We start from the raw sequence: 23991 nt of genomic DNA, 5'->3' as shown, positions 1-23991 counted from the left end.
GCGGCGGAAGTCGGCGCCGCGGCCGAGCAGGGATGCGGTGGGCAACAAGGACTCCAGGGGTCGGCGGAACCAACGCCGACCAGGCTTCCCGGCACACCACGAGCCAGTTTAGTGCAGGATCGTCAGCAGACCGGCGCGTACGGGAGATCCTTGACGTAGCGCGGCCAATCGGCCGCGGTGAGGCCGCCGCCGAGGCGGCAGGCCTCCGGGACCGGGTCGTGCAGCGTGGCGAGCGTGCGGTCGAGATTCCAGAAATTCACGTACGCCCCATCGCCGGTCGCCAGGATCGGCCGGGTGCGGCTGATCCCGACGCCGTCGAAGTGCCCGCGCAGCACGGCGAGCAGGGCGCCCTGACCGGTCGACGGGACGCTCCACAGCTCGACCCGCTCGGGGGTGCTCAGCGCGAGCATCGACCCGTCCGGCGAGAAGGCCGCGCCCTCGATCCGGGTGCTCCCGCTCATCCCGCGGCGGGACACCTCGGAGACCAGCAGCGAGTCGGCGCCGGCGGCGGGTTGCCAGACGCGTACGCCGTTGGTGGTCCAGTAGGCGATCGAGCTGCCGTCGGCGCTGATCGCGGAGCCGTTCCCGAACCCCGGGTACCGGTGGGCGGCGGCCTGGCGCGGATGGGCCGGATCGCGCAGGTCCCACAGCGCGATGGACTCGTTGTGACCCGCGCCGACAGACATCACGACGAGCTCGCTGCGGCCGGGGACGAACGCGACGTCGATCGGTTGCGGCACCGCGATCGAGGAGATCTTGCGGGGTGCCCGGCCGGTCGCGACGGAGTAGATCGCGAGCGCGTTGCCGGAGTCGGCGGCGGCGAGCCCGGCGGCGGAATCGAGGCCGAGCAGTCCGCCGGGCGTTGCCGCCACCGGCCCGGTCAGGGCGCGGGGATGCTCGGGATCGGCGATGTTCCACCTCGAAGCTCCGACCGCCAGGATGTCGTTCGCCGACACATCCAGCGACCCGACCGGTCCGGGCTGCCGGATCGACGCGACCTTCGCCGGCGCCAGGGCGGGCGTGGCGCGCCAAAGCATCGCCGTGTTGGTGACGCCGAGGCTGGTGGTGAGCAGGGCCCGGCTGTCCGGCGCGAAGGCCACCGAGGTCACCGTGTCGCCGTTCCCGTCGCGGGTGCCGGTCAGGATCGGCATCGACGGGTTGCGGACGTCCCAGAGCGTCACGTGCTTGTCGTCGTCCACGGCGGACAGCAGGCTGCCGTCCGGCGAGAAGGCGACCTTGGCGGCGTGGGTGGCGGCGGGCGGATAGACGAGGCGGCGCGGATCGGCGCGATCGGTCAGGTCGTAGAGCCAGACCGGGTTGTCCTCGGACTCGAGGGCGATCGCCACGAGCGTGCCGGCCGGGTTGATCGCGATGTCCTTGACCGGGCCCGGCTTGTCGTAGTGCGCGACCACCCGGGGCTTGGCCAGCCCGTCGCCCGACCAGACGGCGATGTCGTTGCCGGTCTCCTGCAGGTAGAGCCCGTGTGCGTTCACCGCCACCGAGCCGGCGAAGGAGCCCGGGCCGGTCACCCGCCAGAGCCGCCGGGGGCGCCGCGGATCCTTGACGTCCCACATGGCGAAGCCCGCGCCGGCGCTGGTGATCAGCCGCCCCGGGCCGGCGAACTCGGCCAGCCGCCCGTCGCCGAGCTCGGCCGCGGCCGAGTACAGCGGCCGCGGCGCGGCGAGGTCGTGCACGTCCCAGAGCTGCAGGCGCTTCCCGATCGTCACGAGGGTGCGCCCGTCCGGGCTGAACGCCACGTCGCCGATGAGGTCGTCGCCGCTGTTCGCGACGCCGGCGAGGGCGCCGTTCCGCCACAGTGTCAAAGTCCCGTCGGTGCCGGCCAGGGCGACCGCCTGCCCGTCCGGGCGGTAGCGGGCCACCGAGATCGGCCGGCGGGCCGGGAGCTCGCCGAGGTATCCGGCGGCGATCGCGTCGGTCAGGTTGGCCCTGGTCGCCTCGTCGGGGGTCAGGCCGACGGCGGTGGCCGCCATCCGCAGCGACAGCCCCGGGTCGGTGCGACGCGTGTCCCGGGACTTCGTCACCAGGTTGTCCGCCACGGCCGTACGCGCCACCCGCAAGGCCACCGCTGCGTCCGCGCGATCGGCCGTCCGCTGGTGCATCACGATCCCGGCCGGCACGCCGGCGGCCAGCGCCAGCACGCAGGCGGCCGCCGTCACCCGGATCACCCGCCGCATGGCGCGGCGCGACCGCAGCCGGTCCCGGGCCGCGTACGCCGCCCGGCGCAACTCCGGATCGACCGGCTCGGCGATCAGCAGGCGGTCGAGCAACTCGGCCGCGGACGGCCGGCGCGCCGGGTCCTTCTCCAGCGCCGACGCCACCAGCTCGCGCAGCCCGCCGGTCAGCCCGTCGAGGTCGGGCGGCTGGATCAGGATCTGCCCCACCGTCGCCACCGGCGAGTCGCCCGCGAACGGGAGGTGGCCGGTCGCCGCGTACGTCACGACGACGCCCCACGCGAACACGTCGGCCGCCGGCGTCAGCGGCCGCTGCCGGTCGGTGTCGAAGCGCTCCGGCGCCATGTACGCGATCGTGCCGACGACGTGATCGGGCCGCGTGTGCTGGCTGGTCGGCTCGGTCGGCTGGGCGATGCCGAAGTCGATGACCTTGGGAGTGCCCAGCGTGAACAGCACGTTGGCCGGCTTGAGATCGCGGTGGATGATGCCGGCGCCGTGGATGGCGACCAGCGCGGTGGCCACCCCGATCGCCACGCCGTGCACATTCGCCGCGGTCAGCGGCCCCTGGTCGCGCACCACGTCGGCGAGGCTCGGCCCGTCCACGAACTCGACGACGAGGTACGGCGTCTCGTGATCGGGATCGGCGTCGAGCACCTCGGCGGTGCAGAACGGCGGCACCCGCCGAGCCCGGTCCACTTCGCTCCGAAATCGGGCACGATATTCGGCGTCGCGCGAATTTTCGGGTTTGATGACTTTGATGGCGACCGCCCGGCCGTCGCGCCCCCGGGCGAGGTAAACGGTGCCCATGCCGCCTTCGCCGAGGCGGGCCAGCAATTCGTATCCACCGAGGAGAACCGGGTCGTCTATTCGCAGCGCGCTTGTCGTCACGGCCTGCGTCTTTCATGAAGATCGATATGAGTCGCGCACCAGCACACTACAACCGGCACGCACCCCTAGGGGTTTTCTGTCAAAGCTCCGTCAGCCGGGGCGCGCGTCAAAACGGCGTCAAAAAACGCCGGGGGCCCGTATGCATGGCATCAACACCCCTGTCCGGTCCGCCACGGCCGAGATTCGCTCTCCGTGCAAGCCCGAAAACCCCCACTCTGAGGAGTCGAGTCCCGTGGCCGATCTGCTGTTCGTCGTGCTCACGGTGGCGCTGTTCGCAGCGCTGACCGTGCTGATCCGGGCGGTCGAACGCTGGTGAGCGCCGTCAACCTCATCGGCGGGATCGTCGCCGTCCTGCTGACCGCCTTCATGGTGGCCGCGCTGCTGTTCCCGGAGAAGTTCTGACATGGCCGGCTGGATCTTCGTCAGCACGCTGGTGGTCGCCCTGATCGCGGTCTACCGGCCGTTCGGCGACTACATGTACCGGGTTGTCGCGCACACGAAGCACAACGTCGTCGAGCGCGGCGTCTACAAGCTCGTCGGGGTCGACGCGAGCGCCGAGCAGACCTGGGGCGTGTACGCCCGCAGCGTGCTCGCCTTCTCCGCGATCTCGATCCTCTTCCTCTACCTGTTCCTGCGCGTCCAGGACAAGCTGTGGCTGTCGCTCGGCTTCTCCGGAGTGCCGACGCACATCGCCTGGAACACCGCGGTCAGCTTCGTCACCAACACCAACTGGCAGGCCTACTCGGGTGAGTCGACAATGGGCCACCTGGTGCAGATGGCCGGCCTTGCGGTGCAGAACTTCGTCTCGGCCGGCGTCGGCATCGCCGTGGCGGTCGCCCTGATCAGGGGCTTCGCCGGCCGTAAGACGAAGGCGCTGGGCAACTTCTGGGTGGATCTGACCCGGATCACGCTACGCGTCCTGCTGCCGATCGCCGTCCTGGGAGCGCTGGTCTTCATGATCGCCGGCGTGGTGCAGAACCTCTCCGGCGGCACCGACGTGACCACGCTGACCGGCGCCACCCAGCACATCACCGGCGGCCCGGTGGCCACCCAGGAGGTCATCAAGGAGCTCGGCACCAACGGCGGCGGCTTCTACAACGTCAACTCGGCGCACCCGTTCGAGAACCCGACGTCCTGGACGAACTGGCTGCAGATCTTCCTGATCTGCCTGATCCCGTTCAGCCTGCCCCGGGTGTTCGGCCGGATGGTCGGGCAGAACCGGCAGGGCTACGCGATCGTCGCGGTCATGGCGGTGCTGGCGCTGGCCAGCGTCGCGCTGACGATCGGTTTCGAGGTGCACGGCGCCGGCACGGTGCCGCAGGCGGTCGGCGCGGCGATGGAAGGCAAGGAGGTCCGGTTCGGCATCCCGGACTCGGGCGCCTTCACCGCGGCGACGACGCTGACCTCGACCGGCGCGGTCGACTCGTTCCTCGACTCGTACACGTCCTTCGGCGGCATGATGCCGATGGTCAACATGATGCTCGGCGAGGTGGCGCCCGGCGGCGTCGGCTCGGGCCTCTACGGCCTGCTCATCCTCGCGGTGATCACGGTCTTCGTGGCCGGCCTTATGGTCGGGCGCACGCCCGAGTACCTGGGCAAGAAGATCGGCGCCCGGGAGATGAAGCTCGCCTCGCTGTACTTCCTGATCACCCCGGCCCTGGTGCTGATCGGCGCCGCGGCGGCCTTCGCCACCGGCCACAACAGCACGGCGCTCAACACCGGGCCGCACGGTCTCTCCGAGGTCCTGTACGCCTTCACCAGCGCCGCCAACAACAACGGCTCGGCCTTCGCCGGCATCACGGTCAACACGCCGTGGTGGGACACCGCGCTCGGCCTCGCCATGCTGCTCGGCCGCTTCCTGCCGCTGGTCCTGGTGCTGGCCCTGGCCGGCTCGCTCGCCCGGCAGAAGCCGGTGGCCGAGTCCGAGGGCACGCTGCCCACCCACAAACCCCTGTTCGTCGGAATGGTCGTCGGCGTCACGGTCGTACTCGTCGCCCTGACCTTCCTCCCCGCTCTCGCTCTCGGACCCATCGCGGAGGGCCTGTCATGACCACGCTGGCCGAAAAACCGGCAAACCCTTCAAAGACCAAGCCCGATTCCGTACGCGGTGGGCTGCTCGATCCTCAGCAGTTGCGGAAGTCGCTGCCGGGCGCGCTGCGCAAGCTCGACCCGCGCACCCTGTGGCGCAACCCGGTGATGTTCATCGTCGAGGTCGGCGCGGTCTTCACCACCGTGCTGTCGATCGTGGACCCCAGCACGCTGGCCTGGGTCATCACCGTCTGGCTGTGGCTCACGGTCGTCTTCGCCAACCTGGCCGAGGCGGTCGCCGAGGGCCGCGGCAAGGCGCAGGCCGCCGCGCTGCGCGCCGCCAAGCAGGACACCGTCGCCCGGATGCTGGTGGGCGACCGCGAGGTGGCCATCCCGGCGACCGAGCTGAAGCAGGGCGACGTCGTGGTGGCCGAGGCCGGCGACATCATCCCCGGCGACGGCGACGTCATCGAGGGCATCGCCAGCGTCGACGAGTCGGCGATCACCGGCGAGTCGGCCCCGGTCATCCGGGAGTCGGGCGGCGACCGCTCGGCCGTCACCGGCGGCACCAAGGTGCTCTCCGACCGGATCGTCATCCGGATCACCCAGAAGCCCGGCGAGAGCTTCGTCGACCGGATGATCGCGCTGGTCGAGGGCGCCAACCGGCAGAAGACGCCGAACGAGATCGCGCTGAACATCCTGCTGGCCGCGCTCACGATCATCTTCCTGCTCTCGGTGGTGACGCTGCAGCCGCTGGCGATCTTCTCGAAGGCCTACAACGCGGCGGCGCCGGACACGCTGGCGATCAACCAGCACGGCGTCACCGGCATCGTGCTGGTCTCGCTGATCGTCTGCCTGATCCCGACCACGATCGGCGCGCTGCTCAGCGCCATCGGCATCGCCGGCATGGACCGCCTGGTGCAGCGCAACGTGCTGGCCATGTCGGGCCGCGCGGTCGAGGCCGCCGGCGATGTGAACACCCTGCTGCTCGACAAGACCGGCACGATCACCCTCGGAAACCGGCAGGCGTCCGAGTTCGTCGTCGTGGACGGGGTCGGCGCCAAGGCTCTCGCCGACGCCGCACAACTCTCGAGTCTGGCCGACGAGACGCCCGAGGGGCGGTCGGTGGTGGTTCTGGCCAAGAACGAGTACGGGCTGCGGCAGCGGGAGCCCGGCCTGATGACCGAGGCGACGTTCGTGCCGTTCACCGCGCAGACCCGGATGAGCGGCGTCGACCTCGGCAGCAGGCAGATCCGCAAGGGCGCGGCGGCCGCGGTGATGAAGTGGGTCCGCGAGAACGGCGGGCACCCGACCGAGCAGGTCGGCGAGATCGTGGACATGATCAGCGCGACCGGCGGCACCCCGCTCGTGGTCGCCGAGCACGAGGCCGGCAAACCGGCGCAGGCCCTGGGCGTCATCCACCTCAAGGACGTCGTCAAGGAGGGCATGCGGACGCGCTTCGACGAGATGCGCAAGATGGGCATCCGCACCGTGATGATCACCGGCGACAACCCGCGGACCGCCAAGGCGATCGCGGACGAGGCCGGCGTCGACGACTTCCTCGCCGAGGCCACCCCCGAGGACAAGCTCGCCTACATCCGCAAGGAGCAGGAGGGCGGCCGGCTGGTCGCGATGACCGGCGACGGCACCAACGACGCGCCGGCCCTGGCCCAGGCGGACGTCGGCGTGGCCATGAACACCGGCACGTCGGCCGCCAAGGAGGCCGGCAACATGGTCGACCTCGACTCCGACCCGACCAAGCTGATCGAGATCGTGGAGATCGGCAAGCAGTTGCTGATCACGCGCGGCGCGCTGACCACCTTCTCGATCACCAACGACATCGCCAAGTACTTCGCCATCATCCCGGCGATGTTCGCGGCGGTGTACCCGGGCCTCGACACGCTGAACGTGATGCGGCTGCACTCGCCGGGCTCGGCGATCCTCTCCGCGGTCATCTTCAACGCGCTGGTCATCGTGGCGCTGATCCCGCTGGCGCTGCGCGGCGTGCGGTACCGGCCGTCGAGCGCGAGCGCGCTGCTGCGCCGCAACCTGTGGATCTACGGCCTGGGCGGCGTGATCGCGCCGTTCCTCGGCATCAAGCTCATCGACCTGCTCGTTCAGTTCATTCCAGGGATCTGAGATGCGACTCCCGATCTGGCTTTCCCAGCACCTCGCGGCGCTGCGCGCGCTGCTCGTCCTGACCATCATTCTCGGGCTCGCCTATCCCCTGGCGTTCGTCGCGATCGGCAAGATTCCCGGCCTGTCGGATAAGTCGGGCGGGTCGCTGGTGGCGCACGGCAGCACCCTCATCGGACAGTCCTTCACCGACGCCGACGGCAACCCGGTGCGGAAGTACTTCCAGAGTCGCCCGTCCGCGGCCGGCGACGGATACGACCCGACCGCCACCTCGGCCAGCAACCTCGGCCCGGAGGACGTCGTCGACACCGCCGACCGCAAGAGCCTCCTCACTCAGGTCTGTGAACGCAGCCTGGCGATCGGCAAGCTCGAGGGTGTGGACGGCAGCCGGCCCTACTGCACCCCGGACGGGGTGGGCGCGGTGCTGGCCGTCTTCTTCCGGGACGGGCTGACCGGCCCGATCACCCGGGTCGTGTCGGTCAACCAGACCGGCACGCCGTTCACCGCCGCCTACAAGGGCGTCACGGTCGAGCCGGCCAAGGCCGGCGAGGACTATGTTGCCGAGGGCGGCGTCATCACCCCGATCCGGGGGAACGCGCCGGCTCATCCGGTCGTGCCCGCCGACGCGGTCACCGCCAGCGGCAGCGGCCTCGATCCCGACATTTCCCCTCAGTACGCCCAGCTCCAGGTGCCGCGCGTGGCCCGCGAGAGGGGAATGTCGGAAAAAGGGGTGCAGGACCTCGTCAAGAAGTACACCGATGGGAGGGCACTCGGCTTCATGGGCGAACCCGGAGTCAACGTGCTGGAACTCAACATGGCTCTAGACAAGGGCTGACATGGCGCGCGGGGAACTGAGGATCTATCTGGGCGCGGCGCCCGGTGTCGGCAAGACCTACAGCATGCTCGAGGAAGCGCACCGCCGAGCCGAGCGCGGCACCGACGTGGTCGTGGCGCTGGTCGAGACGCACGGGCGCGAACACACCGCGGCCATGATCGGTGATCTCGAGGTCGTCCCGCGCAAGCGGATCGGCTATCGCGGCGTCGAGCTCGAGGAGATGGATCTCGACGCCGTGCTGGCCCGCAAGCCCGAGGTGGCGGTGGTCGACGAGCTCGCGCACACCAACGTGCCGGGCTCGCGCCACCCCAAGCGCTGGCAGGACGTCCAGGAGTTGCTCGACGCCGGGATCAGCGTGCTGACCACGGTCAACGTGCAGCACCTGGAGTCGCTCAACGACGTGGTCGCCCAGATCACCGGGGTCGAGCAGCGCGAGACCGTACCGGATGCCGTCGTAAGAAAAGCCGAGCAGGTCGAGCTGGTCGACATGACGCCGGAGGCGCTGCGCCGGCGGATGGCGCACGGCAACATCTACCTGCCGGAGAAGATCGACGCGGCGCTCGGGAACTACTTCCGCACCGGCAACCTGACCGCGCTGCGCGAGCTGGCGTTGCTGTGGCTGGCCGACAAGGTGGACGACCAGCTCGACAAATACCGGGCGGACCACCGGATCGACGCGACCTGGGAGACCCGGGAGCGGGTGGTGGTGGCACTGACCGGCGGCCCCGAGGGCGGGACGCTCATCCGGCGGGCCGCGCGAATCGCCGCCCGCAACAAGGGTGCGGATCTGCTGGCCGTACACGTCGCAAGAAACGACGGCCTGGCCGGCGCCGACCCCGCGGAGCTGGCCAAGCAGCGGGTTTTGGTGGAGAGCCTCGGCGGGACCTATCACCAGGTGGTGGGGCCGGATGTGCCGCAGGCGCTGCTCGACTTCGCGCGCGGGGTCAACGCGACGCAGATCGTGCTGGGGGCGAGCAGCCGCGGCCGGTTCGCCCAGATCATCACGGCCGGGGTCGGGGTGACCGTCACGGCCATGTCCGGCACGATCGACGTGCACCTGGTGACGCACGAGCGGGTCCGCGGCGCCTTCTCCCGGCGCGTGCCACCCGCTTTGTCGCTTTCCCGCCGAGTGTCGGGATACGCCCTGGTGCTCCTGGGGCTGCCGGCACTCACCGCACTGCTGCACCTCGCGCCGCCCATCGACCTGACCAATGACCTGTTGATCTTCCTGGCCGCCGTCGTCGGCATCGCGCTGGTCGGCGGCCTCTGGCCCGCCTTGCTGGCCGCGGTCGTCGGCTCGCTGCTGCTGAACTGGTTCTTCACCCCGCCGTTCGGCAAGTTCACGATCGCCGAACGGGACAACCTGCTGGCGCTCGCGATCTTCGTGGTGGTGGCCCTCGCGGTGAGCTGGGTGGTCGACACCGCGGCCCGCAAGACCCGGCAGGCCGCGCGGGCATCGGCCGAGGCCCAGACGCTGTCCACCATCGCCGGCGGCGTGATCCGCGGCGAGCGGCTGCTGGAACGGCTGCGGGAGACGTTCGGCCTCGACTCGGTGACGCTGCTGTCGCACGGGTCGGTGATCAATTGTGTCGGCGACCCGTGCACCGACGCGCAGGCCGCCGACGCCGAGGTGCGGGTCGACGAGGAGTACACACTGCTGCTCAAGGGGCATCCGCTGGAGGCGTCCGACCGGCGCATCGTCGAGGCGTTCGCGGCCCAGGCGGCGCTGGCGCTCAAGCAGGAGCGGCTCAGCGCCGAGGCGGCCGCGGCCAAGCCGCTGGCCGAGGCCGATCGCATGCGGACGGCCCTGCTCGCCGCGGTCAGCCACGATCTGCGTACGCCGCTGGCGTCGGCCAAGGCCGCGGTCGCCGGCCTGCTCAGCGAGGACGTGCACTTCGACGCCGACGACCGCCGGGAACTGCTGGAGACCGCGAACATCTCGCTCGACCGGCTCGACCGCCTGGTCTCGAACCTGCTCGACATGAGCCGCCTGCAGGCCGGCGCGCTCGGCATGACCACCATCGACATCGGACTCGAGGAGATCGTCCCGCGCGCCCTCGACGACCTCGGCGGCGCCGTGGTCACCCGGCTGCCGGCCGACCTGCCCGCCGTCCGCGCCGACCCGGGCCTGCTCGAACGGATCCTGGTCAACGTCATCGGCAACGCGCTGCGCTACAGCCCGCCCGGCCGGCCGCCGCTGGTCACCGGCAGCACCCTCGGCGACGTCGTCGAGCTCCGCGTGATCGACCACGGCCCCGGCATCCCCGAGGAGCGCTGGGACGATGTGTTCCTGCCGTTCCAGCGGCTCGGCGATCAGGACAACCACACCGGCGTCGGCCTGGGGCTGGCACTGTCCCGGGGCCTGACCGAGGCGATGGGCGGCACGCTCACCCCGTCGGCCACCCCCGGCGGAGGCCTCACCATGATCCTTTCGCTGCCGGCCGGAACACCCGCGTGAACTCGCATCCTCCCGAGGGGGACGTGCGTTAGCCCGGCGTGCGTATCTCAAAGCATGTGCGCCGCGCCGCCGTCACCGGCGCCGCGGCCATCGCGGTCTGTGCCGTGGCGCAGCCCGCAGGCGCGGCGGTCGGCACGACCGCGCGCGTCGCGCCGTCCTTCAACGGCTCGGTGTACGCGATCGCGTATCGCGGCGACACCGTCTACGTCGGCGGCTCCTTCACCAGCACCACGATCGGCGGGCGCAGCGTCTCCCGGGAGCGGCTCGCCGCCTTCGACGCGCGTTCCGGCGCCCTCCTCGACTGGGCGCCACGCGCCGACGGCACGATCCGCGCGCTCGCCGTCTCCGGCTCGTCGGTCTATGCGGCCGGCGACTTCGACCACGTCTCCAGGCAGGCCCGCGACTCACTGGCCCGGCTCGACGCCTCGAGCGGCGCGGTCGGCTCGTTCGCGCACGGCATCGACGGCAGCCCGCGGGCCCTCGCGGTCGGCAACGGCCGGCTCTACCTCGGCGGGACGATCAGCCGGGTCGACCGGCGGGACCGGGAGCGGCTGGCCGCGTTCTCGCTGACCACCGGCGCGCTCGACGACGACTGGACGCCGACCGCGGACAACACCGTCTACTCGCTGGCCTACCGCGGCTCGAAGGTCTACCTGGGCGGCAGCTTCCACCGCACCGACGACGTGAGCTCGACGCTCCGGCTCTCCGCGGTCGACGCCACCAGCGGCGAGCTCGACCGCGGCTTCCGGCCGTCGCCACCGGCGGTGGTCTACGGCATCGCGGTCGACGGCAACGGCGTCTACGCCGCGATGGGCGGACCGGGCGGCCGCGCGGCGGCGTTCACCACGGCCGGGCGTACGAGATGGACACGCACCTTCGACGGGGACGCCCAGGCCATCGCGGTGCTCGACGGCACCGCGTACGTCGGCGGGCACTTCGACCGGGCGTGCACCAGCGGCACCACCGGCGCGCACGGCACCTGCAGCGACGGCTCGGTCTCCCGGGTCAAGCTGGCCGCGGTGCGCGGCGACGGCTCGCTCGGCGACTGGGCGCCGCAGGCCAACGGCATCGTCGGGGTCCGCACGATCGCGGTCGACCCGGCACATGGGACGGTGGCGGCCGGCGGCGACTTCACCACGATCGGCGGCCGGGCCCAGAGGCGCTTCGCGTCTTTCGGCTGATGCGGCGCGCGATCCTCTTCGCGGTGGCGCTGGCGTTCGCCGGCGTCACCGGCCCGTCCGCACACGCGTCGGCGCGGCCGGACTACGTGGTCCTCTACAACTTCGACGGTAAAGCGCCGCTCGCCGACGCCACCGGGCACGGGCACGACCTCACGCCGGTGAGCCGGCACGGTGGCTCGTACGCCACGGTTGCCCGCGGCGACGGCCGGGCCCTGATGTTTCCGGAGCCCTGCCACGACGAGCCCTGCCCGCGGATCGCGCTGCGCGCCGTGCCGGTCGACGACCTCAACCCCGGGCGGCGGCCGATCCGCTGGGGCGCCTCGGTACGGCTCGCCGCCGACGAGACCACCAAGGGCGAGAACGTCCTGCAGAAGGGCTACTCGGCCGAGGGCAGCCAGTACAAGCTGCAGATCGACGGCGCGGCCGGCCAGCCCAGCTGCGTGCTGGTCGACGACGAGGAGCCCACGATCCACCTGGCGCTCAGCTCGGTGAGCGTGGCCGACGGCCGCTGGCACGCGCTCGAATGCCGGCGGTCGGGCAGCACCCTGGAGGTCCTGGTCGACGGCGTCCGGCGCGGCGCCGCCACTATTCCGGCCGGCCTGTCGGTGCGCAACCGCATCCCGCTCAGCGTCGGCGGCAAGGGCTCGTTCACCAACAACGACCAGTTCCAGGGCGCGCTCGACGAGGTCTGGGTCTCAATCGGTCAGTGAGTAGGGCTTGCTGACCACCTGCACCTGCCCGAACCAGGTGGCGATGTCGACCCGGACCTCCGGCGTGCCCGGCACCCGCGGCACCGGCGCGAGGTGCAGGCTGTGGTTGCTGAACACCACCGCGCCGGTCAGGTCGACCTCGACCCCTTCCGGCACGATGACGGTGACCTGCCCGAACAGGCACAGCCCGGCGATCTCGATGGTGCCCTGGCTGGTGATCACCTCACGCAGGTCGAGCTCGGTCGAGCCGAAGAACGTGCGCAGCCACACGCGCGGCGAGTTGAGCCGCCACCGCCCGCGCCGCTTGGTCTCGCTGAAAACGGTCAGCACGCTGTCGACGGCCTGCGCCGACCCGACGATGGGCGTCGGCGCCAGCCCGGCGGTGGCCCGCTCGAGCTCTTGCGAGCTCTCGGCCGCCCACACCGCGCCGACCCGGGCGCTGAACTGCTCGAGCGTCAGCCGGCCGTCGCCGCAGGCACGCTGCAGCAGCTCGGCGGCGCGCTCGCGCTCGTGATCGGACGGCGGGTTCGGCACAGGCGAGGTCGTCACCGCGCCAGCTTACGGCCCGGCCTCCCCCAAAAGGATCACGTGCAGATTGCGGGGACCGTGCACCCCCTCGACCCGGTTGAGCTCGATGTCGCTGGTCGCGGACGGCCCGCTGATCCAGGTGAGCGGGCGCGTGGGGTCGAGCCGGGCCACCGCCTCCGGGACCGACGCCACGACCTGCGCCGGCCGCAGCACGCAGATGTGCAGGTCGGGCAGGAGCGAGATGATCCGCCGGCCCTGATCGGGCGAGCCGTCGAGCACGATGGTCCCGGTCTCGACGACAGCAACCGCGGCCCCGGTCACCACGCCGTCGGCCGCCGCGATCTGTGCGGGCACCAAACCCTCGTCGACGATGGCCTCGAGGTCGGGCGGCAGCCACGCCATCGGCAGCCCCGGCGGCACGACGACGGCTCCGCGAGGCAAAATGTCCGAGATGGCCAGGGAAACCGACGAGGCCCGGTGCACGACGGCCTTGTAGTCGGTGAGGCGCTCGACCAGCAGATCGAGGTCGACCTTGGCCTCGCCGCGCCGATAGTCGCGCGGGACAACCGGCGCCTCGACGCCGGAGGCCAGCGCCGCCCGGACCCGGCCGAGGATCACGTCCTTGGCGCTCATCGCGACTCCCACCAGTCACGGAACGTCTGCGACGGTGGCGCCGGGAGGTCACGGCTGGCCGACCACCCGTTCAGCGGCGGCGGCAATCCCCGGCCCTTCCGGCCCACGAGCTTGGCGAGCTTCGCCGCCCGCTGCGCGCGGGCATATAGCTTGGGACGGTCCATGGTGTACGCCGCGGCCGCCATCACCGCCGCCTCCGAGCGCGGGTGCGGCGCCTGATCGCGCAGGTGCACCAGGATCGACGGGATGTCGATCTGCACCGGGCAGGCGTCGAAGCAGGCGCCGCAGAGCGACGACGCATACGGCAGCGTCGGGTTGTCGGCCACCCCGGTGAGTTGCGGCGACAGCACCGCGCCGATCGGGCCCGGATACACCGACCCGTACGCGTGACCGCCCGTCCGCTCGTAGACCGGGCACACATTGAGGCAGGCCGAGCACCGGATGCAATGCAGCGCCTGGCGCCCGACCTCGTCGGCGAGCACCGCGCTGCGGCCGTTGTCGAGCAGCACCAGGTGGAAGCTCTGTGGCCCGTCCCCCGGCGTCACACCGCGCCACATCGACGTGTACGGGTTCATCCGCTCGCCCGTCGACGCCCGCGGCAGCAGCTGCAGGAACACTTCGAGGTCCTGCCAGGTCGGCACCAGCTTCTCGATGCCCATCACGGTGATCAGCGTGTCGGGCAGGGTCAGGCACATCCGCCCGTTCCCCTCCGACTCGACCACGGCCAGCGTCCCGGTGTCGGCGACCGCGAAGTTCGCCCCCGAGATCGCCACCCGGGTGTGCAGGAAGGTCTCGCGCAGGTACTTCCGGGCCGCGCCGGCCAGCTCGGGCGGCTCGTCGGTCAGGCCGGGGTCGACTCCCGGCATCGCCTGCAGGAAGATCTCGCGGATCTCCGACCGGTTGCGGTGGATGGCCGGCACCAGGATGTGGCTGGGCTTGTCGTCGCCGAGCTGCACGATCAGCTCGGCCAGGTCGGTCTCGACCGGCGTGATCCCGGCGGCCTCGAGCGCCTCGTTGAGCCCGATCTCCTGGGTCGCCATCGACTTGACCTTGATGACCCGCTGCTCGCCGGTCTGCCGCACGAGGTCGGTGACGATCCGGTTGGCCTCGTTGGCGTCGGCCGCCCAGTGCACGACCCCGCCGGCGGCGGTCACCTGCTCCTCAAGTTGTTCCAGAAGAGAAGGGAGGTGCGCCATCGTGTACGCCTTCAGCGCCGACCCCGCCGCCCGCAGCTCCTGCCAATCCGGCAGCTCGGCGATGACCCGCCCGGACTTGCCCCGGATCGTCGTAGTCGCGTGCTGCAGGTTGCGCCGCAACTGCGAATCGGCCAGCGCCTCGCGCGCGGCCACCGGGAACGGCTCGTCCCCCCGCAGGTGCCCGACACCGCGCGGGGCCCGGGCGGGCATGCCGAGAAAAGTCACGACGACGCCTCCGTGGATGCCAGGATCTCGGCCAGGTGAACGGTGCGGACCCCGGTGCGCAGCCGGGACAGGCCGCCCCCGATGTGCATCAGGCACGACGCGTCGCCGGCGGTGCAGACATCGGCGCCCGTGCCCAGCACATGGCGCATCTTGTCGGCCAGCATCGCGGTCGACGTGTCGGCGTTCTTCACCGAGAAGGTGCCGCCGAACCCGCAGCACTGCTCGGCCGCCGGCAACTCCACCAGATCGAGCCCGCGCACGTTGCGCAGCAGCCGCATCGGCTTGTCGCCCACCCGCAGCACCCGCAGCGAGTGGCACGTCGGGTGGTAGGTCACCCGATGCGGGAAGTAGGCGCCCACATCCTCGACGCCCAGCACGTCGATGAGCAGCTCGGACAACTCGAACGTCCGGGAGGCGACGGACGTGGCCCGCGCCGCGAGCGCCGGCTCGCCCGCCGCGACCATGGCGTGCTGGTGTCGCACCGAACCCACGCAGCTGCCGGAGGGGGCGACGACCACGTCGAACGCCTCGAAGGTCTGCACATGCCGCCGGACCAGCGGCAAAGCGTCCTTCTGATAGCCCGTGTTGATGTGCATCTGACCGCAGCATGTCTGCCCGGCGGGAAACACGACCTCGTGCCCGAGCCGCTCCAGGAGCAGCACGGTCGCCTTGGCCGCGGCCGGGAACATCGTGTCGGCCAGACATGTCGCGAACAACGCGATCCGCATCGCCCCACCTCCAATCCGACGAGCCGGGCGTGTCACAAGCGTGGTGTCTCCCCCAAGGGGAGAGTCAAGCGATCCGCTTGGCGGCCGCCCGCCACTCCCCGCGATCTCCCCGCGGCGCGTACCGCACGATCTCCTGAGTCGAGCGCAGAACACCCCGCAGCGCCGCGAGATCGCCCTCGATCACCCCGGCCGCGCGCGCCTGCACCAGCACGTTCCCGAGCGCCGTGGCCTCGACCGGCCCGGCCAGCACCGGCAGCCCGCAAGCGTCCGCCGTGAGCTGGCAGAGCAGCGAGTTCCGCGCTCCCCCACCAACGATGTGCACCGCGTCGACGGCCCGCCCGGCCAGCTCCTGCGCCTGCTCGACGGCCCGCCACTGCGCCAGCGCCAGACTGTCCAGAATGCACCGTGCCACCACCGCCGGCGAAGCATCCCGCGGCAGCCCGCCCGCCGACGTGATCCGGCCGATCATGTCGCCCGGCGGCAGGAACACCGGATCATCAAGATCCACGACGTAGCGCAACAACGGCTCCCGCGCCGCCAAGGCCAGCAATTCGGAAATGTCGGAAAAGCTCCAGGCCCGCATGCACTCCTGCAGCGGCCAAAGCCCCATCACATTCCGCAGGTATCGGATCGTCCCGTCGACCCCACCCTCATTGGTGAAGTTCGCCAGCCGCGACGCCTCACTGAGCACCGGCGACGGCAGCTCCAACCCCACCAGAGACCAGGTCCCGCACGAGATGTAGGCGAAGTCCGAAGAGGCGGCCGGCACCCCCACCACGGCCGAAGCGGTGTCATGAGATCCCACCGCCACCACCGGAGTATCGCCATGAACCCCGATCGTCGTCCCCGGCTGTCGCACCGGCGGCAACAACGACGGCCGCAACCCCAAAGCCGAGATCAACGACAGAGACCAATCCCGCGTACGGACATCGAGCAGCTCGGTCGTCGACGCGTTGGTGTACTCCGCCCCCAGCTCCCCGGTCAGCCAGTACGCCAGCAGGTCGGGGATCAGCAGCATCTGCTGAGCCGCTTCGAACTGCGGCGTCCCGAGCGCCGCCACCAGCTGATAGACCGTGTTGAACGGCAGCTTCTGCAGCCCGGTGATCTCGTAGAGCCGCTCGTCCGGCACGACCCCCGCCACCCGCGCGGGCACCCCGTCAGTCCGCGCGTCCCGGTAATGCACCGGGTTGCCGAGCAGCGCCCCCGACGCGTCGAGCAGTCCATAGTCGACCGCCCACGAGTCGATCCCGATGCTGTCCACCGGCCCCGCCGCCCGCAGCCCTTCGAGGACCCCGCGGTACAGCCCCAGGATGTCCCAGTGCAGCGTCCCGCCCGCCTTGACCGGCTCGTTGGCGAACCGGTGCACCTCGGTGAGCGACACCTCGGCGGCGGAGACACGGCCGACCATGACGCGCCCGCTGGACGCGCCGAGGTCGACCGCGGCGAATCGCCTCGGTTCGGAAGGCACAGTCATCGCAGGAAGGCCGCTGCGACACCCGCGTCGACCGGGATGTGCAGGCCCGTGGTGTGGGTGAGATCGCCCCCGGCCAGCGCGAACACCGCGTTCGCCACGTGCTCGGGCAGCACCTCCCGCTTGAGCAGCGTGCGCTGCGCGTAGTACTCGCCCAGCTTCTCCTCCGGCACGCCGTAGACGGCGGCGCGCTGGGCGCCCCAGCCGCCCGCGAAGATCCCCGAGCCACGCACGACGCCGTCCGGGTTGATGCCATTGACGCGTACGCCGTGGGCTCCGAGCTCCGCGGCCAGCAGCCGCACCTGATGCGCCTGGTCGGCCTTGGTCGCCCCGTACGCGACGTTGTTGGGGCCTGCGAAGATCGAGTTTTTGCTGCTGATGTAGACGATGTCGCCGCCCATGCCCTGCGGGATCATCACCCGGGCCGCCTCGCGGGACACCAGGAACGAGCCCTTGGCCATCACGTCGTGCTGCAGGTCCCAGTCGGCCTCGGTGGTGTCGAGCAGCGGCTTCGAGATCGACAGCCCGGCGTTGTTGACCACCAGGTCGACCCCGCCGAACGCCAGCACCGCGTCCCGCAGCGACTCGACGATCGCCTCCGCGCTGGTCACGTCGGCATGCACCGCGATCGCCACGTCGGTGCCGCCGATCTCCTCGGCCACGGTCCGTGCGGCAGCGAAGTCACGGTCGGCCACGATCACGCAGGCGCCCTCGGCCGCGAGCCGCAGCGCGATCGCCCGTCCGATGCCCGACCCGCCGCCGGTCACGTACGCGATCCGGGTGGCCAGCGGCTTCGGCTTCGGCATCCGCTGAAGCTTGGCCTCCTCCAGCGCCCAGTACTCGATGCGGAACTTCTCGCTCTCGTCGATCGGCGCGTAGGTCGACACCGACTCGGCTCCGCGCATCACGTTGATGGCGTTGACGTAGAACTCGCCGGCCACCCGCGCGGTCTGCTTGTTGGCCCCGAACGAGAACATGCCCACGCCGGGGACCAGCACGATCGCCGGGTCGGCGCCGCGCATCGCCGGGGAGTCGGCCGTGGCGTGCCGCTCATAGTAGGCGCGGTAGTCCTCGCGGTACGCCTCGTGCAGCTCCTTGACCCGGGCCACCACCTCGTCGAGAGGCGCGTCCGGCGCGGTGTCGACGACCAGCGGCTTGACCTTGGTACGCAGGAAGTGGTCGGGGCAGGAGGTCCCCAAGGCCGCGAGCGAAGGCATCCGCTCGGAGTTGACGAAGTCGAGCACGACCTCGGCGTCGGTGTAGTGCCCCACCACCGGACGGTCGGTCGACGCCAGCCCGCGAAGAACCGGAAGCAGTTCGGCCGCTCGAACCCGCCGCTCCGGCGACGGCAAGGAGGCGTGCAAGGGAGCCCCGAACGGATCCGGCCGGCCGTGCGCGGCGAGGTACTCCGCGGCGAGCCGGATGATCTCGAGCGAGTTCGCCTCGCACTCGGCGCTGGTCGCGCCCCACGCGGTGATGCCGTGCCCGCCGAGCACCACGCCGATGGCCTGCGGGTTCGCCCGCTGGACGGCGGCGATGTCGAGGCCGAGCTGGAAGCCGGGCCGGCGCCACGGCACCCAGAGCACCCGGTCGCCGAAGATCTCCTTGGTGAGCGCGGGACCGTCGGCGGCGGTGGCGATCGCGATGCCGGAGTCGGGGTGCAGGTGGTCGACGTGCGCGACATCGACGAGGCCGTGCATGGCGGTGTCGATGCTCGGCGCCGCGCCACCGCGGCCGTGCAGGCAGAAGTCGAAGGCCGCGACCATCTCGTCCTCGCGCTCGACGCCGGGGTAGACGCCGGTGAGCGCCCGCAGCCGGTCGAGCCGCAGGACGGCCAGGCCCTTCTCGGTGAGCGTGCCGAGGTCGCCGCCCGAGCCCTTGACCCAGACCAGCTCGGTCGGCTCGCCGGTGACGGGGTCGGTCTCGCTGCCCTTGGCCGAGGTGTTGCCCCCGGCGTAGTTGGTGTTGCGCGGATCGGCGCCGAGCCGGTTGCTGCGGTCCAGGAGCTCACGAACTGCGGGGTTAGTCATCGCGGCCTTCTCGTGAAACGTTTCAGACGTTGCAGGCAGATTACGGCCCGGCCCCGCCGAGGTCAAGAGCGCCGGGTCGACGCCCGGGCCACCAGCTCGGGCGTGAAGAACAGCTGCTGGTGCTCGTGGCCGGGGTTGGTCGCCTCGTCGAGGACCAGCTGCGCGGCCGCCCGGCCCAGCTCCTGCCGGGGCTGGCGCACCGAGGTCAGCGGCACGGCCGCGGCCGCCGCGAACTCGATGTCGTCGAAGCCCACGATCGCCAGGTCGTCGGGGACCCGCAACCCGGCGCCGATGCCCTGCTGCAGCAGGCCGAGCGCGAGCAGGTCGTTGGCGCAGAACGCCGCGGTCGGCCGCCGCCGGGCCGGCAGCCCGGCCAGCCGCTCCCCCGCCGACCGTCCTTCCGCGACGGTCATCGCCTCGGTCGGCAGGTAGACCAGATCGTCGGAGGGCAGGCCGAGCTCCTCCCACACCTCGCGGGCGCCCTGCAGGCGCTCGCGCACCTGGCCGAGCGACTCCGGCCCGCCGATGACCGCCACCCGGGTGTGGCCCTGCTCGGCGAGGTGCTCGATCGCGACCCGGCCGCCGTGCACGTCGTCGACCGCGACCGAGCAGCAGTTCTCATCCACGCGGCGGCGGTCGACGATCACCAGCGGCACGCCGCGGCGGGACAGATCGTCGAGGTACGGCGCGTCCGGGTTGACCGGCGTGATCAGGATGCCCTGCACCCGCTGCTGCAGGAGCCGGTCGAGGTGCGCCTCTTCGCGCTCGGGGCGGCTGTTGCTGTTGCAGATGAACAGCGACAGGTCGGCGTCCTCGGCGGCGAACTCGATGCCCTGGGCCACGTCGTGGAAGAACGGGTTGGTGCCGTCGAGCATCACGTACGCCAAAGTGCGGCTGGTGCCGGCGCGGAGCTGGCGGGCCGACTCGTTGCGCACGAAGCCGAGCTCGGCCATGGCCCGCTCGACCCGCTCCCGGGTGCGGGCGCTGACCACCTCGGGGCGATTCATCACGTTCGAGACGGTGCCGAGCGAGACGCCGGCGGCCGCGGCCACGTCCTTCACGGACGGCGTCCTGCCGTTCAGCACGGGAAATCCTCTCTTGAAACGTTGAAGCAGCATCTTACGGTACCCGCGACCAGGGCAATGCCTATGTTTCACGAACGTTTCCGTCCCGTGCTTGACACGTGTGATCGGGGCCACCTACGTTTGTGAAACATTTCAAGTCCCGACCTGGGAGGTGGCTCGTGGCGGAGGCAACTGCCCTGCTCGAGGTCCACGACGTGACGAAATCATTCGGCGCCGTCGCGGCCGTGCAGGGCGTCAGCTTCCCGCTGTACGGCGGCGAGGCGCACGCCCTCGTCGGCGAGAACGGCGCCGGCAAATCCACGATCGTCAAGATGCTGGCCGGGGTGCACCGCCCCGACACCGGCACCCTGCGGGTGAACGGCGCCGACGCCGACTTCGCCGGCCCGGCCGACGCCAAGGCGGCCGGCATAGCGGTCATCTACCAGGAGCCGACCCTCTTCCCCGACCTGTCCGTCGCCGAGAACATCGCGATGGGCAACCAGCCGCTGACCCGGCTCCGGCAGATCGACCGCAAGGTCATGCACGCCAACGCGGAAAAGCTCTTCCAGCGCCTCGGGGTGCACCTCGACCCGACCCGCCCGGCCCGCGGCCTCTCGATCGCCGACCAGCAGCTGGTCGAGATCGCCAAGGCGCTCTCCAGCGAGGCCCGCGTCCTGATCATGGACGAGCCGACCGCCGCGCTCTCGGCCGTCGAGGTCGAGCGGCTGTTCGCGGTGGTCCGGTCGCTGCGCGACGAGGGCGCCGCGATCCTGTTCATCTCGCACCGCTTCGAGGAGATCACCGCGCTCTGCGAGCGCGTCACGATCATGCGGGACGGCAAGCACGTCGCCACCGAGATGGTCGCCGACATCAGCGTCGACGACATGATCCGGCGGATGGTCGGCCGCGACCTCAGCGCGCTCTTCCCCAAGCAGGAGGTCACCCCCGGCGACGTGATGCTCCAGGTCGAAGGGCTGACCCGGGAGGGCGTCTTCCGCGACATCTCCTTCGAGGTCCGGGCCGGCGAGATCGTCGCGCTGGCCGGCCTCGTGGGCGCCGGGCGCTCCGAGGTGATGCAGGCGGTCTTCGGCGTCGACCCCTACGACTCGGGCGTGGTCCGTATCAAAGGCAAGCGGCTCAAGCCCGGCAACCCACGCGCCGCGATGGCCTCCGGCATGGCGCTGGTTCCGGAGGACAGGCGGCAGCAGGGCCTGGTGATGGAGTTGTCGATCGAGCGCAACATCACCCTCCCCCGCGCGCGCAAGCTGGCCCGGCTCGGCCTGCTCTTCGGCGGGGTGGAAAAGAAGGCGGCGGCCACCTGGGCCGAGAAGCTGCAGACCAAGCTCGGCCGGCTCTCCGACGCGGTCGGCACGCTCTCCGGCGGCAACCAGCAGAAGGTCGTGCTGGCCAAGTGGCTCTCCACCGGTCCGCAGCTGCTGATCGTCGACGAGCCCACCCGCGGCATCGACGTCGGCACCAAGGCCGAGGTGCACCGGCTGATGTCGTCGCTCGCGGCCGACGGTCTCGCGGTCGTCATGGTCTCGTCCGAGCTGCCCGAGGTGCTGGGCATGGCCGACCGCGTGGTGGTGCTGCGCGAGGGCCGCGTCGCCGCCGTCCTCAAGAAATCCGAAATGACAGAAGAATCAGTTATGTACGCCGCGATGGGCCAGGAGGCCGCAGCATGACTCCCATCGCTGCCAGAGTCGGCGGGAGAAACTTCCTCAAGACCCGCGAACTGGGCATCGTCCTCGCCCTTGCCGCACTGGTCCTCTACACGACGATCAGCAACCCGCGCTTCCTCTCGGCCCAGAGCATCCGCGACAACCTGCTGAACACCGCGATCCTCGCGGTCATGGCCACCGGCCAGGCGGTTGTCGTGATCACCCGGAACATCGACCTCAGCGTCGGCTCGATTCTCGGCTTCTCGGCCTTCACTGTCGCGACGATGATGAGCAACAACCGTGGCCTCCCGATGATCGTCGCCCTGCTCGTCGGCCTCGCGGTCGGCGCCGCGGCGGGCCTGCTCAACGGCGTGCTGGTCCGCTACGGCAAAGTCCCGGCGCTGGTCGTCACCCTCGGCACGCTCTACATGTACCGCGGCATCGTCTACCAGTGGGCCGGCGGCTCGCAGGTCAACGCCGACGAGTTGCCCCCGCACTTCCTCAGCTTCGCCAACGACGACATCCTGGGCATCCCCTGGCTGGTGCTGATCGCGGTGATCGTGGTCGGCGGCGTCTCGCTGGTGATGCGCAACTACCGGGTCGGCCGCGAGCTCTACGCCATGGGCTCCAGCCCGCAGGCCGCCGAGCTGGCCGGCATCAAGGTCGCCCGCAACCTGCTGGGCGCGTTCGTCCTCAGTGGCGCGCTGGCCGGCCTGGCCGGGGTGCTCTTCGCCGCCCGCTTCGGCACCGTGGACGCGAGCGCCGGCACCGGCTACGAGCTGAACGTCGTGGCCGCGGTGGTGGTCGGCGGCGTCGCGGTCTTCGGCGGCAGCGGCACGGTCTGGGGCGCGGGCCTCGGCGCCCTGCTGCTCACGGTGATCAGCAGCGCCCTCGCGGTGCTCGACATCAACCAGTTCTGGCAGCAGGCCATCGTCGGCGCCCTGATCATCCTGGCCATCTGCGCCGACCGCCTGGTCGCCGTGCGGATCGCCCGCTCGCTGCGAAAGAGAGACGCCCATGTCTGATATTTCGGCCAAATCGGGCGAGTTGCGCCGCTTCGCCAACTGGGACACGGCGATCATCGTGCTGACCATCGCCGTGCTTCTGGTCGCCTCCCTGGCCGTCGACAACTTCGGCACCAGCCGGAACTTCACCTTCATGGTGCTCGATCTGATGCCGATCATCCTGGTCGCGCTGCCGATGACGTTCATCATCATCACCGGCGAGATCGATCTCTCGGTGGCCAGCACGCTCGGCCTGACCAGCTCGCTGATGGGCTGGTTCTGGAACCACGACCTCTCGATCGAGACGATCATCCCGCTCTGCGTGCTGATCGGCGCGGTCGCCGGCGTCCTCAACGGCTTCCTCGTGACCGGCCTGGGCCTGCCCTCGCTCGCGGTCACGATCGGCACCCTCGCCCTCTACCGCGGCCTCGCCTTCGTGGTGCTCGGCGACGGCGCGGTGGCCGACTTCCCGTGGAACTACACAGGCTGGGTGACCGGCACGATCGGCGATGGCAGCATCCCGAATGTCCTGATCCTGATCGTCGCCATGGCGGTGGTCTTCGGGGTGATCCTGCATGCCACGCCGATCGGCCGGTCGCTCTACGCGATCGGCGCCAACGCGCAGGCCGCCCACTTCTCCGGCATCCGCGTGGCCCGCACCAAGTTCTGGCTGTACGTCGTGAGCGGCGCCGTCGCCGGCCTGGTCGGCGTGCTGTGGACGCTGCGCTACTCCAGCGCCCGGGCCGACAACGGCGCCGGGCTCGAGCTCGCCGTGGTCGCGGCCGTCCTGCTGGGCGGCGTGTCGATCTTCGGCGGAAAGGGCAGCCTGCCCGGCGTCCTCGCCGGCGTGGTGCTGCTGACCGCGCTGCAGAACGCGTTGCGCCTGGAGGACGTCTCCGGGCAGGCGCTGAACATCGTCACGGGCGCCCTGCTCGTGCTGTCCGTTCTCCTTCCCAACATCGTCACCACCGTTCGCGGCAACTGGCAGCGCCGACGGCTACGCCAGTCCGCCATTCAGTAGAT

The 23991-nt window shown here is 70.9% G+C and carries 19 protein-coding genes; 11 read left to right on the top strand and 8 right to left on the bottom strand.

What is annotated here, in order from left to right; translation table 11 throughout:
* Positions 1–122: 122 nt before the first annotated feature.
* Positions 123–3080: a WD40 repeat domain-containing serine/threonine protein kinase gene (locus ACQPZX_RS02870; RefSeq protein WP_433373924.1), complete on the bottom strand. Its 2958-nt coding sequence runs from the start codon at positions 3078–3080 to the stop codon at positions 123–125.
* A 139-nt stretch (positions 3081–3219) separates the two neighbouring features.
* On the opposite strand from ACQPZX_RS02870, the gene ACQPZX_RS02865 reads away from it, so the two are divergent.
* The 8 genes from ACQPZX_RS02865 to ACQPZX_RS02830 are packed head-to-tail and all read left to right on the top strand — an operon-like array spanning position 3220 to position 12428.
* Positions 3220–3396, top strand: a complete 177-nt coding sequence (locus ACQPZX_RS02865) for a hypothetical protein (RefSeq protein ID WP_433373921.1) — start codon at positions 3220–3222, stop codon at positions 3394–3396.
* Entirely contained in the window at positions 3393–3482 is a 90-nt protein-coding gene (gene kdpF / locus ACQPZX_RS02860) for a K(+)-transporting ATPase subunit F (protein WP_396037179.1), read from the top strand. Before ACQPZX_RS02865 ends, kdpF begins: the two co-directional genes overlap by 4 nt.
* A gap of 1 nt (position 3483) precedes the next feature.
* On the top strand, positions 3484–5130 hold the full coding sequence (gene kdpA, locus ACQPZX_RS02855) for a potassium-transporting ATPase subunit KdpA (protein WP_433373918.1): 1647 nt from the start codon (positions 3484–3486) through the stop codon (positions 5128–5130).
* Positions 5127–7247: a potassium-transporting ATPase subunit KdpB gene (gene kdpB, locus ACQPZX_RS02850; RefSeq protein ID WP_433373915.1), complete on the top strand. Its 2121-nt coding sequence runs from the start codon at positions 5127–5129 to the stop codon at positions 7245–7247. The genes kdpA and kdpB overlap by 4 nt, the downstream gene beginning before the upstream one ends.
* A gap of 1 nt (position 7248) precedes the next feature.
* Entirely contained in the window at positions 7249–8079 is an 831-nt protein-coding gene (locus ACQPZX_RS02845; protein ID WP_433373913.1) for a potassium-transporting ATPase subunit C, read from the top strand.
* A 1-nt stretch (position 8080) separates the two neighbouring features.
* On the top strand, positions 8081–10537 hold the full coding sequence (locus tag ACQPZX_RS02840; protein ID WP_433373910.1) for a DUF4118 domain-containing protein: 2457 nt from the start codon (positions 8081–8083) through the stop codon (positions 10535–10537).
* Positions 10538–10575: 38 nt separating this feature from the next.
* On the top strand, positions 10576–11718 hold the full coding sequence (locus ACQPZX_RS02835) for a hypothetical protein (protein WP_433373907.1): 1143 nt from the start codon (positions 10576–10578) through the stop codon (positions 11716–11718).
* A complete protein-coding gene (locus ACQPZX_RS02830; protein ID WP_433373904.1) occupies positions 11718–12428 on the top strand; it encodes a LamG-like jellyroll fold domain-containing protein in 711 nt (236 codons plus the stop codon). Before ACQPZX_RS02835 ends, ACQPZX_RS02830 begins: the two co-directional genes overlap by 1 nt.
* Here the strand turns inward: ACQPZX_RS02830 and ACQPZX_RS02825 are convergent.
* The 7 genes from ACQPZX_RS02825 to ACQPZX_RS02795 all read right to left on the bottom strand — a co-directional run bounded on the left by ACQPZX_RS02825 (position 12414) and on the right by ACQPZX_RS02795 (position 20324).
* On the bottom strand, positions 12414–12977 hold the full coding sequence (locus tag ACQPZX_RS02825; protein ID WP_433373901.1) for a DUF1707 SHOCT-like domain-containing protein: 564 nt from the start codon (positions 12975–12977) through the stop codon (positions 12414–12416). The genes ACQPZX_RS02830 and ACQPZX_RS02825 overlap by 15 nt on opposite strands.
* Before the next feature lie 9 nt (positions 12978–12986).
* Positions 12987–13589, bottom strand: coding sequence for a LutC/YkgG family protein (locus ACQPZX_RS02820; RefSeq protein WP_433373899.1), 603 nt, complete (start codon positions 13587–13589; stop codon positions 12987–12989).
* Positions 13586–14995 carry a lactate utilization protein B gene (locus ACQPZX_RS02815; RefSeq protein ID WP_433384986.1) on the bottom strand — a complete coding sequence of 470 codons (1410 nt, stop codon included), beginning with the start codon at positions 14993–14995 and terminating at the stop codon, positions 13586–13588. The genes ACQPZX_RS02820 and ACQPZX_RS02815 overlap by 4 nt, the downstream gene beginning before the upstream one ends.
* 11 nt (positions 14996–15006) lie before the next feature.
* Complete coding sequence (locus tag ACQPZX_RS02810) at positions 15007–15738, bottom strand: (Fe-S)-binding protein (RefSeq protein WP_433373896.1); 732 nt, start codon at positions 15736–15738, stop codon at positions 15007–15009.
* Between the two features lie 64 nt (positions 15739–15802).
* Entirely contained in the window at positions 15803–17212 is a 1410-nt protein-coding gene (locus tag ACQPZX_RS02805; protein ID WP_433373894.1) for a rhamnulokinase, read from the bottom strand.
* The gene (locus ACQPZX_RS02800) at positions 17209–19239 is read right to left on the bottom strand and encodes a bifunctional aldolase/short-chain dehydrogenase (protein ID WP_433373891.1); all 2031 of its coding nucleotides are present in this window, start codon (positions 19237–19239) and stop codon (positions 17209–17211) included. Before ACQPZX_RS02800 ends, ACQPZX_RS02805 begins: the two co-directional genes overlap by 4 nt.
* Positions 19240–19301: 62 nt before the next feature.
* Entirely contained in the window at positions 19302–20324 is a 1023-nt protein-coding gene (locus tag ACQPZX_RS02795) for a LacI family DNA-binding transcriptional regulator (RefSeq protein WP_433373888.1), read from the bottom strand.
* Between the two features lie 158 nt (positions 20325–20482).
* Between ACQPZX_RS02795 and ACQPZX_RS02790 the strand changes: the two genes are divergently transcribed.
* The 3 genes from ACQPZX_RS02790 to ACQPZX_RS02780 are packed head-to-tail and all read left to right on the top strand — an operon-like array spanning position 20483 to position 23989.
* A complete protein-coding gene (locus ACQPZX_RS02790; RefSeq protein ID WP_433373885.1) occupies positions 20483–21988 on the top strand; it encodes a sugar ABC transporter ATP-binding protein in 1506 nt (501 codons plus the stop codon).
* Complete coding sequence (locus tag ACQPZX_RS02785; RefSeq protein WP_433373882.1) at positions 21985–22989, top strand: ABC transporter permease; 1005 nt, start codon at positions 21985–21987, stop codon at positions 22987–22989. Before ACQPZX_RS02790 ends, ACQPZX_RS02785 begins: the two co-directional genes overlap by 4 nt.
* A complete protein-coding gene (locus ACQPZX_RS02780; RefSeq protein WP_433373879.1) occupies positions 22982–23989 on the top strand; it encodes an ABC transporter permease in 1008 nt (335 codons plus the stop codon). Before ACQPZX_RS02785 ends, ACQPZX_RS02780 begins: the two co-directional genes overlap by 8 nt.
* The last annotated feature ends 2 nt before the right edge of the window (positions 23990–23991 follow it).

Source organism: Actinoplanes sp. CA-142083 (genome assembly GCF_050942195.1).
Taxonomy (GTDB): Bacteria; Actinomycetota; Actinomycetes; order Mycobacteriales; family Micromonosporaceae; genus Actinoplanes.
Note: the sequence above shows the minus strand (reverse complement) of the source record. Positions and strands in the feature narration are given on the sequence as shown.

Coding starts and splice junctions, on each gene's coding strand:
- ACQPZX_RS02830 (WP_433373904.1), top strand. CDS start 11,718: ATGCGGCGCGCGATCCTCTTCGCGGTGGCGCTGGCGTTCGCCGGCGTC.
- ACQPZX_RS02865 (WP_433373921.1), top strand. CDS start 3,220: ATGCATGGCATCAACACCCCTGTCCGGTCCGCCACGGCCGAGATTCGC.
- ACQPZX_RS02805 (WP_433373894.1), bottom strand. CDS start 17,212: ATGACTGTGCCTTCCGAACCGAGGCGATTCGCCGCGGTCGACCTCGGC.
- kdpB (WP_433373915.1), top strand. CDS start 5,127: ATGACCACGCTGGCCGAAAAACCGGCAAACCCTTCAAAGACCAAGCCC.
- ACQPZX_RS02845 (WP_433373913.1), top strand. CDS start 7,249: ATGCGACTCCCGATCTGGCTTTCCCAGCACCTCGCGGCGCTGCGCGCG.
- ACQPZX_RS02820 (WP_433373899.1), bottom strand. CDS start 13,589: ATGAGCGCCAAGGACGTGATCCTCGGCCGGGTCCGGGCGGCGCTGGCC.
- ACQPZX_RS02840 (WP_433373910.1), top strand. CDS start 8,081: ATGGCGCGCGGGGAACTGAGGATCTATCTGGGCGCGGCGCCCGGTGTC.
- ACQPZX_RS02810 (WP_433373896.1), bottom strand. CDS start 15,738: ATGCGGATCGCGTTGTTCGCGACATGTCTGGCCGACACGATGTTCCCG.
- ACQPZX_RS02785 (WP_433373882.1), top strand. CDS start 21,985: ATGACTCCCATCGCTGCCAGAGTCGGCGGGAGAAACTTCCTCAAGACC.
- ACQPZX_RS02780 (WP_433373879.1), top strand. CDS start 22,982: ATGTCTGATATTTCGGCCAAATCGGGCGAGTTGCGCCGCTTCGCCAAC.
- ACQPZX_RS02815 (WP_433384986.1), bottom strand. CDS start 14,995: ATGCCCGCCCGGGCCCCGCGCGGTGTCGGGCACCTGCGGGGGGACGAG.
- ACQPZX_RS02800 (WP_433373891.1), bottom strand. CDS start 19,239: ATGACTAACCCCGCAGTTCGTGAGCTCCTGGACCGCAGCAACCGGCTC.
- kdpA (WP_433373918.1), top strand. CDS start 3,484: ATGGCCGGCTGGATCTTCGTCAGCACGCTGGTGGTCGCCCTGATCGCG.